Origin of the sequence: Solibacillus sp. FSL R7-0682, from assembly GCF_038005985.1 — a bacterium.
Lineage (GTDB): Bacteria > Bacillota > Bacilli > Bacillales_A > Planococcaceae > Solibacillus.
In genome coordinates this window covers 3,040,527-3,058,279 of record NZ_JBBOUI010000001.1, presented here as the reverse complement: position 1 = coordinate 3,058,279, position 17,753 = coordinate 3,040,527, and the positions used below count along the sequence as shown (strand labels likewise).

Annotated in this window: 15 protein-coding genes and 1 pseudogene; 15 read left to right on the top strand and 1 reads right to left on the bottom strand. The window is 38.5% G+C overall.

Going from position 1 to position 17,753, the window contains the following annotated elements; all coding sequences use genetic code 11:
- Position 1 precedes the first annotated feature (1 nt).
- The 4 genes from opp4B to MKZ17_RS15495 all read left to right on the top strand — a co-directional run bounded on the left by opp4B (position 2) and on the right by MKZ17_RS15495 (position 5,821).
- Positions 2-964, top strand: a complete 963-nt coding sequence (gene opp4B / locus MKZ17_RS15510; RefSeq protein ID WP_340724633.1) for an oligopeptide ABC transporter permease — start codon at positions 2-4, stop codon at positions 962-964.
- A gap of 37 nt (positions 965-1,001) precedes the next feature.
- Positions 1,002-1,916 carry an ABC transporter permease gene (locus MKZ17_RS15505; RefSeq protein ID WP_340724632.1) on the top strand — a complete coding sequence of 305 codons (915 nt, stop codon included), beginning with the start codon at positions 1,002-1,004 and terminating at the stop codon, positions 1,914-1,916.
- Positions 1,917-1,930: 14 nt separating this feature from the next.
- The gene (locus MKZ17_RS15500) at positions 1,931-3,754 is read left to right on the top strand and encodes an oligopeptide ABC transporter substrate-binding protein (protein WP_340724631.1); all 1,824 of its coding nucleotides are present in this window, start codon (positions 1,931-1,933) and stop codon (positions 3,752-3,754) included.
- A gap of 567 nt (positions 3,755-4,321) precedes the next feature.
- Positions 4,322-5,821, top strand: coding sequence for an acetyl-CoA hydrolase/transferase family protein (locus MKZ17_RS15495; protein WP_340724630.1), 1,500 nt, complete (start codon positions 4,322-4,324; stop codon positions 5,819-5,821).
- Between the two features lie 41 nt (positions 5,822-5,862).
- Here MKZ17_RS15495 and MKZ17_RS15490 read toward each other — a convergent pair whose 3' ends face one another.
- Positions 5,863-7,545, bottom strand: a complete 1,683-nt coding sequence (locus MKZ17_RS15490) for an Rqc2 family fibronectin-binding protein (RefSeq protein ID WP_340724629.1) — start codon at positions 7,543-7,545, stop codon at positions 5,863-5,865.
- A gap of 192 nt (positions 7,546-7,737) precedes the next feature.
- Between MKZ17_RS15490 and MKZ17_RS15485 the strand changes: the two genes are divergently transcribed.
- The 11 genes and pseudogenes from MKZ17_RS15485 (at position 7,738) to rsmB (ending at position 17,751) form a co-directional block, all read left to right on the top strand.
- Entirely contained in the window at positions 7,738-7,932 is a 195-nt protein-coding gene (locus MKZ17_RS15485; RefSeq protein WP_340722996.1) for a hypothetical protein, read from the top strand.
- The gene (gene tnpB / locus MKZ17_RS15480; RefSeq protein WP_340722997.1) at positions 7,929-8,282 is read left to right on the top strand and encodes an IS66 family insertion sequence element accessory protein TnpB; all 354 of its coding nucleotides are present in this window, start codon (positions 7,929-7,931) and stop codon (positions 8,280-8,282) included. The genes MKZ17_RS15485 and tnpB overlap by 4 nt, the downstream gene beginning before the upstream one ends.
- Positions 8,283-8,347: 65 nt before the next feature.
- Positions 8,348-9,895 (top strand): IS66 family transposase, encoded by a 1,548-nt coding sequence (gene tnpC, locus MKZ17_RS15475; RefSeq protein WP_445326942.1) that lies wholly within the window; start codon positions 8,348-8,350, stop codon positions 9,893-9,895.
- Between the two features lie 234 nt (positions 9,896-10,129).
- Positions 10,130-11,005 (top strand): YicC/YloC family endoribonuclease, encoded by an 876-nt coding sequence (locus MKZ17_RS15470; RefSeq protein ID WP_340724628.1) that lies wholly within the window; start codon positions 10,130-10,132, stop codon positions 11,003-11,005.
- Between the two features lie 15 nt (positions 11,006-11,020).
- The gene (gene gmk / locus MKZ17_RS15465) at positions 11,021-11,638 is read left to right on the top strand and encodes a guanylate kinase (protein ID WP_340724627.1); all 618 of its coding nucleotides are present in this window, start codon (positions 11,021-11,023) and stop codon (positions 11,636-11,638) included.
- A 3-nt stretch (positions 11,639-11,641) separates the two neighbouring features.
- Complete coding sequence (rpoZ, locus tag MKZ17_RS15460) at positions 11,642-11,866, top strand: DNA-directed RNA polymerase subunit omega (protein ID WP_340724626.1); 225 nt, start codon at positions 11,642-11,644, stop codon at positions 11,864-11,866.
- Positions 11,867-11,956: 90 nt separating this feature from the next.
- A pseudogene (gene coaBC / locus MKZ17_RS15455) lies at positions 11,957-12,499 on the top strand (bifunctional phosphopantothenoylcysteine decarboxylase/phosphopantothenate--cysteine ligase CoaBC); the annotation flags it as partial.
- Positions 12,500-12,525: 26 nt separating this feature from the next.
- Complete coding sequence (gene priA / locus MKZ17_RS15450) at positions 12,526-14,931, top strand: primosomal protein N' (RefSeq protein WP_340724625.1); 2,406 nt, start codon at positions 12,526-12,528, stop codon at positions 14,929-14,931.
- Between the two features lie 25 nt (positions 14,932-14,956).
- A complete protein-coding gene (def, locus tag MKZ17_RS15445) occupies positions 14,957-15,448 on the top strand; it encodes a peptide deformylase (protein WP_340724624.1) in 492 nt (163 codons plus the stop codon).
- A 3-nt stretch (positions 15,449-15,451) separates the two neighbouring features.
- Positions 15,452-16,393, top strand: a complete 942-nt coding sequence (gene fmt, locus MKZ17_RS15440; protein ID WP_340724623.1) for a methionyl-tRNA formyltransferase — start codon at positions 15,452-15,454, stop codon at positions 16,391-16,393.
- A complete protein-coding gene (gene rsmB / locus MKZ17_RS15435; protein WP_340724622.1) occupies positions 16,390-17,751 on the top strand; it encodes a 16S rRNA (cytosine(967)-C(5))-methyltransferase RsmB in 1,362 nt (453 codons plus the stop codon). Before fmt ends, rsmB begins: the two co-directional genes overlap by 4 nt.
- The last annotated feature ends 2 nt before the right edge of the window (positions 17,752-17,753 follow it).

Sequence of the window (17,753 nt, the reverse complement as noted above, 5' to 3'; positions counted from 1 at the left end):
TATGTGGAAAACAATCATTCGTCGATTCTTAATAATGATTCCGCAATTGTTTATTTTAAGTCTTCTCATTTTCATTTTAGCGAAGCAAATGCCAGGAGATCCGTTTACAGGGTTAATTACACCAGAAACTGATCCATCAGTTATTGAAGAATTACGTGAAAAAGCAGGCTTAAATGATCCTTGGTATGTACAGTACTACAATTGGATTGCGAATGCTGCGCAAGGTGACTTTGGTCAAAGTTACACATTTAAAAAACCAGTAGCAGATATTATTGGAGACCGTGGTATGAACACGCTTCTTTTATCATTACTGAGTGTTATTTTAGTGTATGCAATAGCTATACCGTTAGGGGTCATTGCAGGTCGTTATCAAGAATCGATTGCCGATAAAACAATTGCTCTTTATAGCTTTATCTCTTATGCAATACCTACATTCGTATTAGCATTAATATTCGTATTCATATTCGGATACCGATTAATGTGGTTCCCAACAAGTGGTACAGTTGATATAACACTTGATAAAGGGACATGGGAGTACTATTGGAGTATGTTCCATCATTTACTATTACCAGCGATAACATATGCAATATTAGGTACTACTGGGATTATTCAATATTTACGTACTGAAATTATCGATGCAAAAACGATGGACTATGTAAAAACAGCACGTAGTAAAGGGATTCCGATGAAAAAGGTTTATTCACGCCATATTTTCCGTAACTCTTTATTACCAATTGCAGCCTTTTTAGGATTTACAATTACTGGCCTTCTTGGAGGATCTATCTTTATTGAAACTGTTTTCGGATATCAGGGGATGGGTAAGCTATTTATCGATTCGGTTTTAAGTCGTGACTACAGTGTTATCACAGCATTAGTTATGCTTTATGGCTTCTTAGCATTATTAGGTAGTCTATTGTCCGACATTATATTAAGTATTGTCGATCCACGTATTCGTATAGACTAAGAAATTTAATAATGACTAAGGAGAGGTGATTTTAATTATGGATAACAAAGATAAGCAAACAGTAGAAAAGTTAGAATCTCAAAGCTCTCCACCAACTGGACTTCAAGTAGTTTGGCGAGAGTTTAAAAAAGATAAATTAGCCTTGTTCTCGGTGTTTGGCATCGTCGCATTAATGTTAACGGTTATGATTTTAGCATACTTTGTCATTGACGAAGCACAAGTTATGAAAATCCAATTATTAGAGCGCTTTACCGAACCAGGTGTTCGAGGTTATATATTAGGTGCTGATGAAGCTGGCCGAGATATGTTAGGTCAATTAGTAATCGGTGCAAAAAACTCTATTTTAATTGCAATAGCCATTACGTTAATTGCCAATGGAGTCGGTATTGCACTAGGGATTGTTATGGGGTATTACGGTGGATTTATTGATAATTTCTTTATGCGAATTATCGACTTCTTCATTACATTACCAACTTTAATGATTATCATTGTAGTTGTAACGATTGTACCGAAATATGGGATGACGGAATTGATTTTAATTATTGCAGCATTCCAATGGATGGGGACGGCCAGACTTGTGCGTTCAAAAGCGCTGTCTGAAGCACGGCGAGATTATATTAGTGCATCCAAAACGATGGGGACAAGCGATTTCGCAATTATGTTTAAAGGGTTATTACCAAACTTAAGTTCACTGTTAATTGTTGAGGTTACATTAAGCTTTGCAGGTAACGTTGGTATTGAAACAGGATTATCTTTCTTAGGATTTGGTTTACCACCGTCAACACCAAGTTTAGGGACATTAGTAAGTTATGCCATGAACCCGATTATTTTATCGAGTAAATGGTGGGTATGGTTACCCGCATCATTATTTATTTTAATTATGATGCTTGGTATAAATTACGTTGGTCAAGCGTTACGACGTGCGGCTGACGCAAAACAACGATTAGGATAAAGGGAGGAAATACAATGAAGAAAAAGTATTGGTTATTACTTTCTACTGTATTCGCAATCATGCTAGTTCTTGCTGCATGTAGCGAGGATGAAGACAATTCTTCAGAAACAACTGGAGAAAAACCAGGTACAGAAGAAACAACAAAAACTGAAGGTGGAGCGGCTACTACTGAAGCACCAACACTTTCTGATGAAGTAACTAACGATGGAGACGCTATTGAAGGCGGTACTTTAAAATTCGCTTTAGCATCAGATTCTCCATTCTCAGGTGTTTTACTTACTGAGTTATATGAAAATGGTTATGACGCTGACCTTTTAGATTTCATGTCTAACTCAATTTTCGATGTTGACGGTGACTTTTTAATCACTGATGAAGGTATCGCAAAATTAGATGTAGATGCTGACAATAACAAAGTAAAAATTACAATTCAACATGACGTAAAGTGGTCTGATGGTACGCCATTAACTGCAGACGACATTATTTATTCATATGAGATTATTGGTCACCCAGATTACACAGGTATCCGTTATGACGGTGATTTCCAAAACATCATCGGAGCTGCTGAATACAAAGCAGGTACAGCTGATACAATCTCAGGTATTAAAAAAATCGATGACAAAACGGTAGAAATTTCGATGACAAAAGTATCACCAGCTATTTATTCTGGTGGTGACGGTTTATGGGGATCTGCTGCACCAAAACATCAGTTGAAAGATATTCCAGTAAAGGATTTAATTAGTTCTGATCCAGTTCGTAAAAACCCAATTACATTAGGTCCTTTCAAATTAGACAAATTAGTTGACGGTGAGTCAATTCAATATGTTCGTAACGAACACTACTGGAAAGGTGTACCGAAGTTAGAAAAAATCGTATTACAAGTTGTTCCAAACTCTTCTGTTGGTGAAGCATTACGTACAGGTCAATATGACTTAACTTCTACTTACCCAACAACACAATATGACGGTGTAAAAGATTTAAAAAACCTAACTGTTTTAGCACGTCCTGAAAAAGCTTACACTTACATTGGTTTCAAAGTAGGTAAATGGGATGCTACTAAAGGTGTAAACGTTACAAATCCTGATGCAAAAATGAATGACCAAAAATTACGTCAAGCAATAGCTTACGCAATTGACGTTGAACAAGTAGGCGAGCGCTTCTACCAAGGCTTACGTACTCGTGCAACATCTTTAATTCCACCAGCGTTCTCTTCATTCCATGATAAAACTTTAGCTGGTTACAATTATGATCCAGAAAAAGCAAAAGCGTTATTAGATGAAGCTGGTTATAAAGACGTTGATGGTGATGGTATCCGTGAAGATAAAAACGGTGAAAAATTCTCAATTAACTTTGCAGCTATGTCAGGTACTGATACAGATGAAGCAATTATTGAGTACTACCGTCAAAACTGGAAAGATGTAGGTTTAGATGTACAATTAACAACAGGTCGTTTAATCGAGTTCAACAGCTTCTACGATAAAGTAAAAGCGGATGACCCAGAAATCGATATGTTCCAAGCTGCGTGGGGTACTGGTGATAATCCATCTCCTCTGGGCTTATATGGAGAAGCTGCTGCATTTAACTATAGCCGCTATGTAACACCAGAGTTACAAGATTTACTAGCTGCAATCGACTCTAAAGAGGCGATTGATCCAGCAAATCGTGTAGCTGCATTCCGTGCTTGGGAAGAGTACATGTTTGAGCAAGCAACAACTGTACCTATTTACTTCCGTACAGAAATTATTCCTGTTAACAAACGTATCAAAAATTACAGTGTTAACTGGGCAAATACAACTGAATGGCATGAAGTTGAGGTTGTAGCTGAAGATCCAATTAAATAATTCTTTTTAAAATCCCGATCTACATTTGTAGGTCGGGAATTTTCTTTTTTGTTGGTTCTATAATATTTGTTGGGGTATCTACACCTTGGTTAACAGAGAGTTGATTGGAATGGAAGGCGGCAGACTCCTGCGGGAACAGCACGTGCGGAAAATCCACTACCAACGGGACGCATCCCGTTGGTAGTTAGTTGGAGCCGTGCCCGCGGAAAGCGTCCGCCCGTAATGGAAATCAACGGACTTGTTTAGAAAAAACAAAAAGGTAGTGCAGATTGATGGATCATTATGACATTACCCCAACATTTGACTTAGACCTTTTTGTTTAAATTAGGATGAGATAAAAAATGTAATAATTTCTCAATAACATAAAGCATAAAAAAACTACATAAAGGAGGAATTCTTGTCAGTTTTATAGAATAAAAGTTATTGAGCTAATAATAAAAAGTCAAACCGAATAACCATTTTTTCTGACAGTTGTTGAGTGAGAAAATAAGTATTGGCTTATCCCGTATAGTATTTATACGGAAAGTATATAAGCAATAAGTAGCGTAGTTAAAAGGAGGAGAAATAGTGGATACGGTTTTAAATGCCCGCATTCGTTACAATGGGTTAGAAGACAAAATAGTATCAGCAGAAACAGCGGCATCATGGATTAAAGATGGCATGACGTTAGGGATGAGTGGCTTCACACGTGCTGGAGATGCCAAAACGATTCCATTAGCGCTTGTTGAAAAAGCAAAAAATGAGAAATTTCAAGTGGATGTGTATACAGGTGCTTCACTCGGTCCTGAAGTGGATCAACTAATGGCAGAGGCTGGTATCATAAGGAAACGTGCTCCATATCAAGGTGATCCTGCTATGCGAAAAGCGATTAATACAGGGGTAGTACTTTATACGGATATGCATTTATCCCATAATGCAGAGCTAATTCGCCAAGGTATTATTGGCCCTATTGATTTTGCTATAATTGAGGCAACTGCAATTACGGAAGACGGTCAAATTATTCCAACTACTTCTATTGGAAACTCGCCAATAATTGTTCAAATGGCAAAAGAAATTATTATCGAATTAAACCCTGAGCAACCGAATTTAGAGGGGATTCATGATATTTATATACCAGCTAATCAAGGGGAACGAGGTCCGATCCCGTTATTACAGGCAGGAGACAGAATTGGTACGATAGGGATTCCAGTTGATGTCAACAAAATAAAAGGGATTGTTCATTCTTCTATTAAAGATGCACCATCATTAATTGTAGAACCAGATGAGGAGACGGAGCAAATTGCTCAACATCTTTTAGAGTTTCTACGAGAAGAAATCAAAGAAGGGCGCCTACCGAAAAATTTATTACCGTTACAATCAGGAGTTGGTTCAGTAGCGAATGCGGTTTTAAATGGCTTTTTAAATTCCGAATTTGAAGAGCTTGAAATTTATTCGGAAGTACTACAGGATGCGGTATTCCATTTATTAGATGCGAATAAAGTAAAGGTTGCATCAGGAACTTCAATAACGTTAAGTGAGGAATGCGGGGAACGAGTATACGGCAATATTGAGCAGTATAAGGATCGACTCGTGTTACGCCCACAGGAAATTTCAAATCATCCGGAAATCATTCGCCGATTAGGAATTATTACGATTAATACGGCACTTGAGCTAGATATTTACGGCAATGTGAATTCGACGCATGTATTAGGTACGCATATGATGAATGGTCTAGGGGGCTCAGGTGACTTCACACGAAATGCCCGCATAGGAATTTTTGTAACGAAGTCCTACGCAAAGGGTGGCGATATTTCATCGATTGTCCCAATGGTTGCGCATCATGACCATACTGAGCATGATGTAGATGTAATTGCAACGGAGCAAGGAATTGCCGACCTGCGAGGTAAGGCACCGAAAGAGCGCGTAAAGGCGATTATCGAAAACTGTGTACACCCTGACTTTAAGGAAGCTTTATGGGATTATTATAACAAAGCAGTTGAAGTCACTGGTAATGCTCATACACCGCACAATTTAGAGGAAGCGCTTTCATGGCATGTGAAATTTAAAAATAACAAAACAATGAAGTGAAAATAAGAGCGAGAGCAGACAATTTCTGCTCCCGCTCTTACCTATTTTTTTAATTGCATTACAACGGCTTCATCTGGTGTTACGAACAGTGTTTTTTGCTCGAAATAAATAACGAATCCTGGTTTTGATCCATTTGGTTTTTTGACATGTCGAATTTCTGTGTAATCAACAGGTACTGACGATGATTCACGTGCTTTACTAAAATATGCACTTAATATAGCTGCCTCTTTTAAAGTTGTTTCATCTGGGGTATCTGAATGAATGACAACATGTGATCCGGGAATGTCCTTTGTGTGTAACCAAATTTCATTTCTCTTCCCAATTTTAAAGGTTAAATAATCATTTTGCTTGTTATTTTTTCCGACAGATATTGCTGTTCCTGTTGAAGAAATATATTTTTCTGGTTCAGGCTTTGTCGGTTTTTTCTTTCGTTTTGCATGACGCAAACGTAATAACCCTTGTTCAGCTAATTCCTCACGAATCTCTTCAATATCTGAAGGAGAAGCCTGTTGTACTTGTTGTGAAAGCATCTCTAAATAATGGATGTCTTCAAGCGCTTTCTGCTGCTGTTCTTCAATCATTACGAGGGCTGTTTTTGCCTTATTGTATTTCGTATAGTAGCTTTGGGCATTTTCAATCGGTGTTTTACGTGGGCTAACTGGAATACGCACGACTTCAGCGTTTTCACTATAATAGTTTTCCACATCAACGTAATCGGCACCTTTTGCGAAGTTATATAAATTGGCCATTAATAGCTCGCCAAAAAGCTGGAACTGCTCCAAGTTTTGGGCCCGTTCAAAATCCTTTTGGAGCTTCTTTTGTTTTAATTTTAGTTTATTTAATTCATTTTGAAGCCAGCGTTCTAGATCGCCTGCTTGTTGCTTCACACGATCCCGTTCTGCCCGTGCAAAAAAGACGCGGTCTAATAACTGTCCTAATGAATGGTAATGCGTTTTTGTTCCTTGTAAATGCATTAATTCTGTAGGAGAAAAATAGGATTTCCCTTCTAGTTCTACATAAGTTGGTTTATCGATTGTTGCGATTTCATTTAATAATTGGCGGCTTGCAGTAACAGCACCTTGCTCTTGAATACGATAGAGTAATTCTTTTGCATGCAATGGTGAAAAGCCAGCAAACTGATCAATGATATCTTTAAATGAAATATCTTCTGTGAAAAACTGGCGTAATTCGTCATCGGAAAGGCTCGACATAGAAATTTTCTCTTGCTTAGGTGGTGCTATATATTCTTGACCAGGTAACACCGTACGATAACTATTAACAGATGGAGGCAAATGCTTTAAGCTATCTATAATTTTATTCGTTTCCGCATCAATTAATAGTAAGTTACTATGTCGCCCCATAATTTCAATGATGATTTTTCTTTTTACTGCGTCACCAATTTCATTTTTACTATCAATGTCAAATTGAATCATACGTTCAAAGCCATCTTGTGTAATTGCTGTTATAAATCCACTTTCAATATGTTTACGTAATAACATACAGAACATTGGAGGATCCGCAGGATTTTCGATCGATTGCTCTGTTATATGTACGCGTGAATAAGAAGGGTGGATGGAAAATAGTAATTTCGAATTTTGACCGTTCGCGCGAATTTGTAATACAACTTCCAGCGCGTTTGGTTGATATATTTTTGTAATACGTCCTGATGTTAGAGCTTGTAATTCTTTATTCATTGAACGTGTAAATAACCCATCAAATGCCATCTTCATTCCTCTTTCGTAACGATAATGTTAAATCTGTTTATCTATCATACCATTTTTTTTGAGTTCAGACTGTTGCTGTACATATTTAGTCGGTTAAGATTAAATAACGTAAGCCCGTAATCAAATAACGCATATAAAGCGCTAGGCACCTCCGGTACGATAGACGTATCAATCAAAGGAGGTGCCATTCTTATGCCCGCAAACAAATTGACCATTGTTCCCGTCAAACTTGATCCTCTTCCAACTGAAGCTTCTTCGTTTCATTCTTCTCAATACAATGCTGCACCAGGTTGTGTGATTAAAACCGCTGTAGCTGAAATAGCTTTCTTCAATGGCGTAGATGAACGCATCATCCAAACTATTATGAAGGAGCTGAAAAATCGATGAAGCGTGATTTTACGAGCGTACAAAACATCTATATTATTTGCGGGAAGACCGATATGCGCAAAGGCATCGATGGTCTCGCAACGCTGGTTCAAGATTCTTTCGAATTAGATCCGTATAGCGATTCTATTTTTCTCTTTTCAGGATGGAGTAAGGACCGCTATAAATGTTTGTATTTTGATGGAGATGGCTTTGCCATGCTTTACAAACGATTGGATAATGGTAAGCTTCAATGGCCAAAAGATGAAAATGAGGTGCGAAGCCTTTCACAACAGGAACTGCGCTGGTTATTAGAAGGATTATCTTTACAACAGCCGAAGGCCATTGCGAAATCTGCAAAAGGTGTCTTTTAACTACATCATCAATAATGGTATAATTACCCATATATAAAATTGGACGGAATGTGGTGAACGATTTGATGCCTGTTAATCAAAAGCAAGAAGAACAAAACGAACGTATTATTCGATTACTTGAGCAACAACTAGCTCAGTCAAATCGACAAATAGAAGCCTTAACAGAGCAAGTTCGCCAATTAACAAAAGCGTTATATGGCTCTAAATCGGAGAAAGCCAAGTATCAAGCTCCTGATGGACAAGTCTCTTTATTTGAAGACGATCCGTCTTTTAATGAACCTGAGCAGACAGAAGAACAAAGCACCGATACGGTTAGTTATACGGTTACTCGTAAAAAGACAAATAAAAAACGAAATGATTCGTTTCGTGAGGATATTGAAATTGAAGAAATTCATCATCACCCAGCCAACTTAGCTTGTGAGTGTTGTCAGGGGGAAATGGTAGAATTCAGTTCTACGTTGATACGTGAAGAGGCGAAATTCATTCCAGCTTCCCTGAAGCGCGTGCAGCATTTTGAACATGTGTATGAGTGTAAATTGTGTAAAAACGATGCCCTACGAAAAGCTCAAATTAAACGTGGTAAAGCACCACAAGGTGCTATCCAAAGAAGCATTGCTGGCCCAACTGTTTTGGCCAAGCTTATCTACGATAAGTTTATTCAGTACTTGCCTCTTTACCGTCAGGTAAATGAATGGGAACGCCATGGCCTACATACAAACGATAAAAATCTTTCCAATTGGGTAATACGTGTGGCAGAAGATTGGCTTCAACCACTTTATGATTTGATGAAGCAGCTATTAACGGCAAAGTCTGTACTGCATATCGACGAAACCTATGCACAAATAATCAAGCGTTCTGATGGAAAGCCAGCTCAATCAAACGCTTTTAATTGGGTATGTCGCAGTGTACAAAGTGAAGGCCCCATTATCGTTTTATTTAAGAGTGCTCTTTCTCGAGGGCGAGCTATATTAGAAGATTTAATTAAGGGATTCAAAGGCACTGTCATCTGTGATGGGTATTCAGCTTATGGTCAATTACCGCACGTTCAATTCGCCAACTGTTGGGCGCATGTACGCCGTTATTGGCTAAAAGCCGATAGTAAGAATGGCCGAATAGGCGTGCAATATTGCGATCGGTTGTTTCATATCGAGCGTCAAATCAAACATCTTTCAGCGGAAGAGCGCGTGAAAGCTCGTCAACAAGAAGCAAAACCGATTGTCGATGAATTTTTCGATTGGATTGATCGTTCGCCTTTCTTCGGCAAAAATGCTATTGCGAAAGCAGCTGAATATACATTAAGCCGTTCATCTGAGTTAAAAGTTTTCCTTGAAAATGGGGACGTTGCTATTGATAATAATCCCGCTGAAAATGCGATTCGTCCAAATGTCATTGGTCGCAAAAACTGGCTTTTCTCTGTGAGTGAAGCAGGTGCGAAAGCGAATGCCATTTGTTTAAGTTTGGCCGAAACAGCCAAAGCAAACGGAATTGATTTTTATCAGTATCTGGTAAAGCTGATGACGGAATTACCTAATGTACCGTTTCATCAGCAACCAGAGATTTTACATAATTACATGCCTTGGTCGGAAAATATTCAAGCCACATGTGCAAAATAGCCAGCTATCTGAAAAAAATTTCAGATAGCTGGCCGATCGTCGTGCGTACCGTGAAGGTGCGCTATTTTTTTATATTTCGGGCTTACTAAATAACAATTCAAAAATATTTATTTAATAAAATACATCATTTTACGTTATTTTGCTTGATTGTGTTTTCTAACGCAAACGATTGCGCTAAAATGGTTAGACATATGATATAATTGGAGCAATATGCAAAGAAGGATGTGACGAACCTTGGTGCGTAGTATGACCGGATTTGGCAGGGGGGTCACAACAACGAATAGCTTTCAACTAACGGTTGAAATTCGTGCTGTGAATCATCGTTTTTTAGAAATGAATACAAAGTTTCCAAAAGAATGGATGGAATCAGAAGTAATCGCAAAAAAAATGTTGTCGGATGCACTTTCTCGTGGGAAAATAGATGTTATCATTTTTCTAAAGGAATTGCATGATGCAGAGCAGACGATTCGTATAAATTGGCCATTACTAAATGCATTTATCCAAGCGAAGCAGGAGCTTGAGCAATCAGTTAAAATGGAAGAAAAATGGACGATGCAAGAAATTTCTAGTCTAGAACAAGTTTTACAAGTTGAAAAGATTGAATTATTGCAAGAGGAAATTGTAGAGGCAGTCAAATCTGCAATGTCAGAAGCGATTTCTAATTTAGTTAGCATGCGTGAGCGTGAGGGGAAAGAATTACATCACGTTATGTTACAATATAAATTTGAACTCGAGCAGCAAATTGAACAAATTCGAAAAGAAGCGCCACAAGCAGTAGCAAAATATCGTGAGCGTTTATTAGGACGTTTACTAGAAATTTCAAGCGGACAAGCGCTTGAAGATCGATTGGTTGCAGAGGTTGCTATTTTTGCTGAACGAATTGATATTACAGAAGAGCTAGATCGGCTAGAAAGTCATGTTAGTCAGTTAACCGAGACACTTGAAGAAACGACTGCAATTGGTCGTAAGTTAGACTTCATTATGCAAGAGATGAATCGTGAAATAAATACCATTGGTTCAAAAAATCAATCCGCTACATGTTCGATTGCCGTAGTACAAGCGAAAGCAATTTTAGAAAAAATGCGCGAGCAAGTGCAAAATATTGAATAACAAAAGGAGTTACATATGAATAAACAACGTGGATTATTAATTGTCTTATCAGGTCCCTCAGGTGTTGGTAAAGGGACGGTTCGTAAAGAGCTGTTTTCTCAGCCTGATACAAATTATGAATATTCGATTTCGATGACAACACGTAATCCTCGCGAAGGAGAAGTAGATGGTGTAGACTATTTCTTTAGAACACGTGAGGAATTCGAAGCGTTAATTGAGCAGGGAGGTTTACTAGAGCATGCCGAATTTGTTGGCAATTACTATGGTACGCCACTCGCATATGTTAAAGAAACGTTAGAAGCTGGACGTGATGTATTTTTAGAAATTGAAGTTCAAGGTGCAGCACAAATTCGTGAAAAAGCACCTGAAGCGTTGTTTATCTTTTTAGCGCCACCAAGTATTATGGAATTAGAGCAACGTTTAGTTGGTCGTGGAACTGAAACAGAAGAGGTTATTGCAAAACGTATCGCAACCGCTCGTGAAGAAGTAGAAATGATGAGCTTGTACGATTATGTTGTTGAAAATGACCAAGTACAGAATGCATGTGATAAAATTAATGCGATAATTGTAGCGGAGCACTGTCGTCGTGAACGTGTTGAAAAACGCTACTTGTCAATGTTGAGAGGAGAATAAAATATGTTATACCCATCAGTAGATAAATTAAAAAAACAAATTGATTCTAAATACTCTTTAGTGAGCTTAGCGTCAAAACGTGCGCGTCAAATGCAAGAAGAAGGCGGAGAAAACTTAGATTCTTACGTTTCTTACAAGCCAGTTGGTAAAGCGTTAGAGGAAGTTGCTGCAGGCAAGCTTCGCAAAGTGCAGCAAGATGCTTCAACAGTGTACGAGGATGAAATTTAATCTATCGTAGCTTAATTTGATACGACTTGAGTAAGAGCTCCCTAAGAATTTTTCTTTGGGAGCTTGTACTTTGAAAGGACGGTTATAAGGATGAAGAAAAACAATGTATTAGTATGCGTTTCAGGTGGGATTGCAGTTTATAAAGCAGTAGCGCTCGTAAGTAAATTATCGCAAGCTGGAATGAATGTTAAGGTCATTATGACTGCTTCTGCACAACAATTCGTAACACCATTAAGCTTTCAAGTAATGTCTAAAAATGATGTGTTTTATGACACATTTGATGAAAAAGATTCATCTGTCATCGCACATATTGATTTAGCGGATTGGGCAGATTTAGTTATTGTTGCACCGGCAACGGCCAATGTCATTGCAAAAATGGCACATGGTATGGCGGACGATATGTTAACAACAACATTGTTAGCGACAACTGCACCAGTATGGGTTGCACCTGCAATGAATGTGCATATGTATGAACATCCAGCCGTCCTACGTAATATTGCACAATTACATGAAGATGGCGCAAAATTTATCGAACCATCGGAAGGTTTTTTAGCGTGCGGTTACATTGGAAAAGGCCGTTTAGAAGAGCCAGAAAAAATTACTGCGCTTGTGGTGAATCATTTTAACGAGCGTTTATCAAGTGATGCTGGTGCAAAATGATGATTGCACAAGTGATCGTGGACGTTTCAGCATATCCTGTTGATCGCCCATTTGATTATTTAATTCCGGAGCAGTGGGAAGAGTTGATCGATACTGGCTGTCGAGTAAAAGTGCCATTTGGTCCAAGAAATGTACTTGGCTTTATCGTAGGACTCAAACAAGATACGGATGTCCCGCTTGATAAAATTAAAGCAGTTGCTGAAATATTAGATTTGGAATCTATCTTAACTGATGAGATGCTTGCACTTGCAAAATGGCTTAAAACACAAACGATTTGTTACGAGATTGATGCATTACAAGTAATGCTCCCTGGAGCTTTACGTGCAAAATATGAAAAATTTGCTGTTAATCAAGTAGATATAAAGCAATTACCCGAAACGTTACAAGCGTACTTCGAAAAAACTTCAAAAGTAAACATTAAGCAATTGGAACAAGCAATGCTCTTAAAACCTTTAAAGCAAGCCATTCGGGAAGGGTATATCCTGATTGAAAACGAAGTAAAGCAAAAAGGTCAAGTGAAGCAAGTACGTAAAGTTCAAATTGCGGAACTAGCTGTTCTAGAAGAAGTAGAACAAATGATTTCATCTCGTGCACAAAAGCAAAAGCAACTTGTTGAATGGATGAAGCAAAATAGTGGTGCTGTTGTAACACCTGATGAGATTACAGATGCTCTTTCAATAACAAGTGCGGTGTTAAATAGCGTTATCGAAAAAGGCGCAGCACAGTATATTCAAGAGGAAGTTTATCGAGATCCATATACTAAAGATATCGTCCAAACAGATTTTTTGAAACTTACTTCTGAGCAACAAGAGGCATTAACTAAAATTAAGCAAGCAATGGCACAAAGACGTGCAGAAACATTTTTACTGCACGGTGTAACAGGTAGTGGGAAAACTGAAGTGTATTTGCAAGCTATTCAACAAACGATTGCAGATGGGAAGGAAGCAATTGTACTCGTACCAGAAATCTCATTGACGCCACAAATGACTGAGCGCTTTAAATCCCGCTTTGGAGAACAAGTAGCAGTCATGCATAGTGGTTTATCTGTCGGAGAAAAATATGATGAATGGCGTAAAGTGCAGCAACAGAAAGTAAAGGTTGTTGTTGGAGCGCGTTCGGCGATCTTTGCTCCTTTTAAAAACTTAGGACTAATTATTTTAGATGAAGAGCATGAATCAACATATAAGCAAGAGGATTCTCCTCGTTATCATGCGCGAGATGTAGCAATTTGGCGAGGTCAGTATTACAATTGTCCGGTTATTTTAGGGAGTGCAACACCAGCATTGGAGTCCTATGCACGAGCGAAAAAGGGTGTTTATACATTATTAACATTAGAAAATCGTGCGAAAAACCAAGCACTTCCTACTGTTCAAATAATTGATATGCGTGAACAGCTACAAGCGGGAAATCGTTCGATGTTTTCAATGCCACTTATGGAAGCATTGCAGGAACGCCTTCGAAAAAAAGAGCAATCTGTCCTGTTTTTAAATCGTCGTGGTTATTCATCCTTTGTGTTGTGTCGAGATTGTGGAACGACGGTACAATGTCCAAACTGTGATATTTCCTTAACCTATCATCGTTATCAGGAAAAATTGAAATGTCACTATTGTGGCTATGATGAATATGTACCAAATGCTTGCCCACAATGCCAAAGTGAGCATATTCGTTATTTTGGTACGGGTACACAAAAGGTGGAAGAGGAAATTTATAAGCTATTCCCTGAGGCACGAGTATTACGAATGGATGTTGATACGACAAAGCAAAAGGGTGCGCATGAGAAAATGTTGGATGCTTTTGGTGCTGGTGAAGCCGATATTTTACTAGGGACTCAAATGATTGCTAAAGGTCTAGATTTCCCAAATATTACATTAGTCGGGGTGCTTAGTGCGGATACGTCACTTCATTTACCTGATTATCGAGCAGCTGAAAAAACATTTCAACTGATGACGCAAGTAAGTGGCCGTGCTGGGCGACATGACAAACCAGGGGAAGTATTTGTGCAAACTTATACACCAGAACACTATGCAATTGAGTTATCAAAGGAACAATTGTATACACCGTTTTATGAACGGGAAATGCATACGAGACATCAGGCAGGCTATCCCCCATATTATTATCTTGCACTCGTGCAAGTATCCCATGAGGATGTTGTCATGGCTGCAGAATATGCAGGACGCGTTGCTGAATATTTGCGCTCTAATTTGTCGTTTAATGTATCGGTCATTGGACCAACGACAGCGAGTATTAGTCGTCTCCAAAATAGATATCGCTATCAATGTTTGATAAAATATAAAATAGAGCCTAACTTAATTTCCGTGTTGTTACAGTTAATCAAATTGTATCGCTCGGAGTGGATAAAAAAAGGCATTATGCTAACGGTCGATTTAGATCCGATGATGATCTAAATCAAATGGAAAGAGGTAAATAATTATGGCTATCAAAGAAGTAATAAAAAATCCCGCAGACATTTTAACTATGCAAACAAAAGAGGTTGAAGTTATTAATGAAGACATCATTCAGCTTCTAGATGATTTATATGAAACGATGGATGAACATGATGGCGTAGGAATAGCGGCACCACAAATTAATGTTGGCTTACGCGTGGCAATTGTTGAACTAGGAGAAGATATTTTAGAGATGATTAACCCGGTTGTTCTTGAAACACGTGGTGAAGAAGAAGACGTAGAAGGTTGTTTAAGCTTCCCTGATTTATTCGGTATGGTAAAGCGCCCAACTTATGTGAAGATCGAAGCAGCAGATCGAGAAGGTCGTATTTATGAATTAGAAGCGGAAGACTTTGAGGCACGTTGTATCTTACATGAAATCGATCATTTAGATGGTGTGTTGTTTGATTCAAAAATGACACGTGTACTAACTGAAGATGAATTAGAAGAGTTATACGCAGAAGCTGAGGAGGAATAATCGATGACAAAAATCGTATTTATGGGAACACCCGCCTTTTCTGCACCAATTTTACGTATGCTTCATGAAGAAGACTATGAGATAGTGGCAGTCGTAACACAACCAGACCGTCCGGTTGGGCGTAAAAAAGTGTTAACGCCACCTCCAGTAAAGGTAGAGGCTTTAGCACTTGGTCTACCTATTATTCAGCCAGAAAAATTACGAGGCTCACAAGAGTTAGAAGAAATTTTATCATTAAATCCAGATTTAGTCGTAACGGCAGCATTTGGCCAAATTTTACCGAAAGAATTATTAGATGCACCACGCTTAGGGTGTATTAATGTACACGCATCTTTATTGCCAGCTTATCGTGGTGGTGCGCCAATTCACCAAGCCATTATGGATGGGCAAGCAAAGACTGGTGTAACGATTATGTATATGGCTGAAAAATTAGATGCGGGAAATATTATTTCGCAACGTGAGATTGTTATTGAAGATTCTGACCATACAGGTGGTATGTTTGAAAAACTGAGTGATGTTGGACGTGAATTATTAAAAGATACTTTACCTTCAATTGTTGATGGTACAAATGATTCAATTGAACAAGACGAATCCCTTGTAACTTATGCACGTAATATTAGCCGCGAGCAAGAGTTAATTGATTGGAATAAGGATGCACGCACATTATATAATCAAGTGCGAGGTTTACATCCATGGCCAGTTGCTTATACAACCTTTGAAAATGCAAACTTCAAAATTTGGTGGGCACAGATTGGTGAAACATCAACAAATGCTGCACCTGGTGAAGTTGTAAAAATTGCGAAGGATTATTTTGAGGTAGCGACAGGTGATGGGCACACACTAGCACTTTTCGATGTACAGCCAGCAGGCAAAAAACGTATGACAGCAGAAGAGTATTTACGAGGTACGGGCTCGAAATTACAGATTGGGGACCGTTTTCAATGAGTAAGAAAAAGCAAATCATCTGGGATGGCAATGTTCGAGACGCAACATTAACTATTCTTTTAACCGTCGATAAAAGCCAAGCGTACAGTAACTTATTATTACACCAAACAATCGAAAAACATAAAATTGAGGCAAAGGATCGCGGGCTTTTAACCGAGTTAACATATGGTACCCTACAGCATAAATTAACGCTTGATTACTATCTTGAGCCATTTATTCGAGGAAAGGTAGATATTTGGGTGCGTTGGCTACTAAGAATGTCACTATATCAAATGCATTATTTAACTCGTATACCGGCTCATGCAGCAGTAAATGAAGCAGTTGAAATTGCTAAGCGTCGTGGTCATAAAGGAATTGCCTCAATGGTAAATGGCATATTACGTTCGATTTTACGTGAAGGTGTTCGCTCAACAGATTTAATCGAAGATGCCAATGAACGACTAGCGGTAGAAACAAGTCATCCACAATGGCTAGTAGATCGTTGGGTAGAAAGCTACGGTTATGCCCATACAAGAGAAATGCTTTTAGAAAATAATATTCCCCCACTTCAAACAGTACGTGTTAATACAACAAAGGCAACTGTTGAGCAAGTATTAACGACATTAGAGCGTGAAGGTGTGAAGGCACGTCGCAGTGAAGTTATGCCGGAATGCATTTATTTAGAAAGTGGTCAGGCAGCAAGAACAGGTGCCTTTCGTAATGGGCTTATTACTATTCAGGACGAGAGCTCAATGCTCCCTGCTACTGTATTAAATCCACAGCCAGGTATGAAGGTACTTGATATGTGTGCGGCTCCAGGTGGAAAAACAACGCATATAGCGGAAAAAATGAATAATGAAGGCGCGATATTAGCAACGGATCTTCATCCGAAAAAACTTGATTTAATTGATGAAAATGTTGCGCGTCTTGGTATAGACATTGTTCAAACAGCCCCAATCGATGGTCGTAAAGCTGCTACTCTTTTACAAAAGGAAAGTTATGATGCGGTATTAGTTGATGCACCATGCTCAGGTTTAGGTGTTATGCGTCGTAAGCCAGATATTAAGTACACAAAGCGTGAAGAGGATTTAGAAAGTTTACAAACAATCCAATTAGCAATTTTAAATAATGCAGTACAAGTATTAAAGCAAGGTGGTCGATTAGTGTATTCAACATGTACTGTTGACCGTCGAGAAAATGAAGGTACGGTAAAAGCCTTTTTAGCAGAGCATCCAGAAATGGAAGCTGTACGTTTAGAAAATTTACCACCCCAACTAGAAGCGAAACAACAAGACGGGATGCTACAAGTATTCCCTCAAGATATTGGTAGTGACGGATTTTTCGTTGCTGCATTCGTAAAAAAAGGAGCGTCCAATTAAAA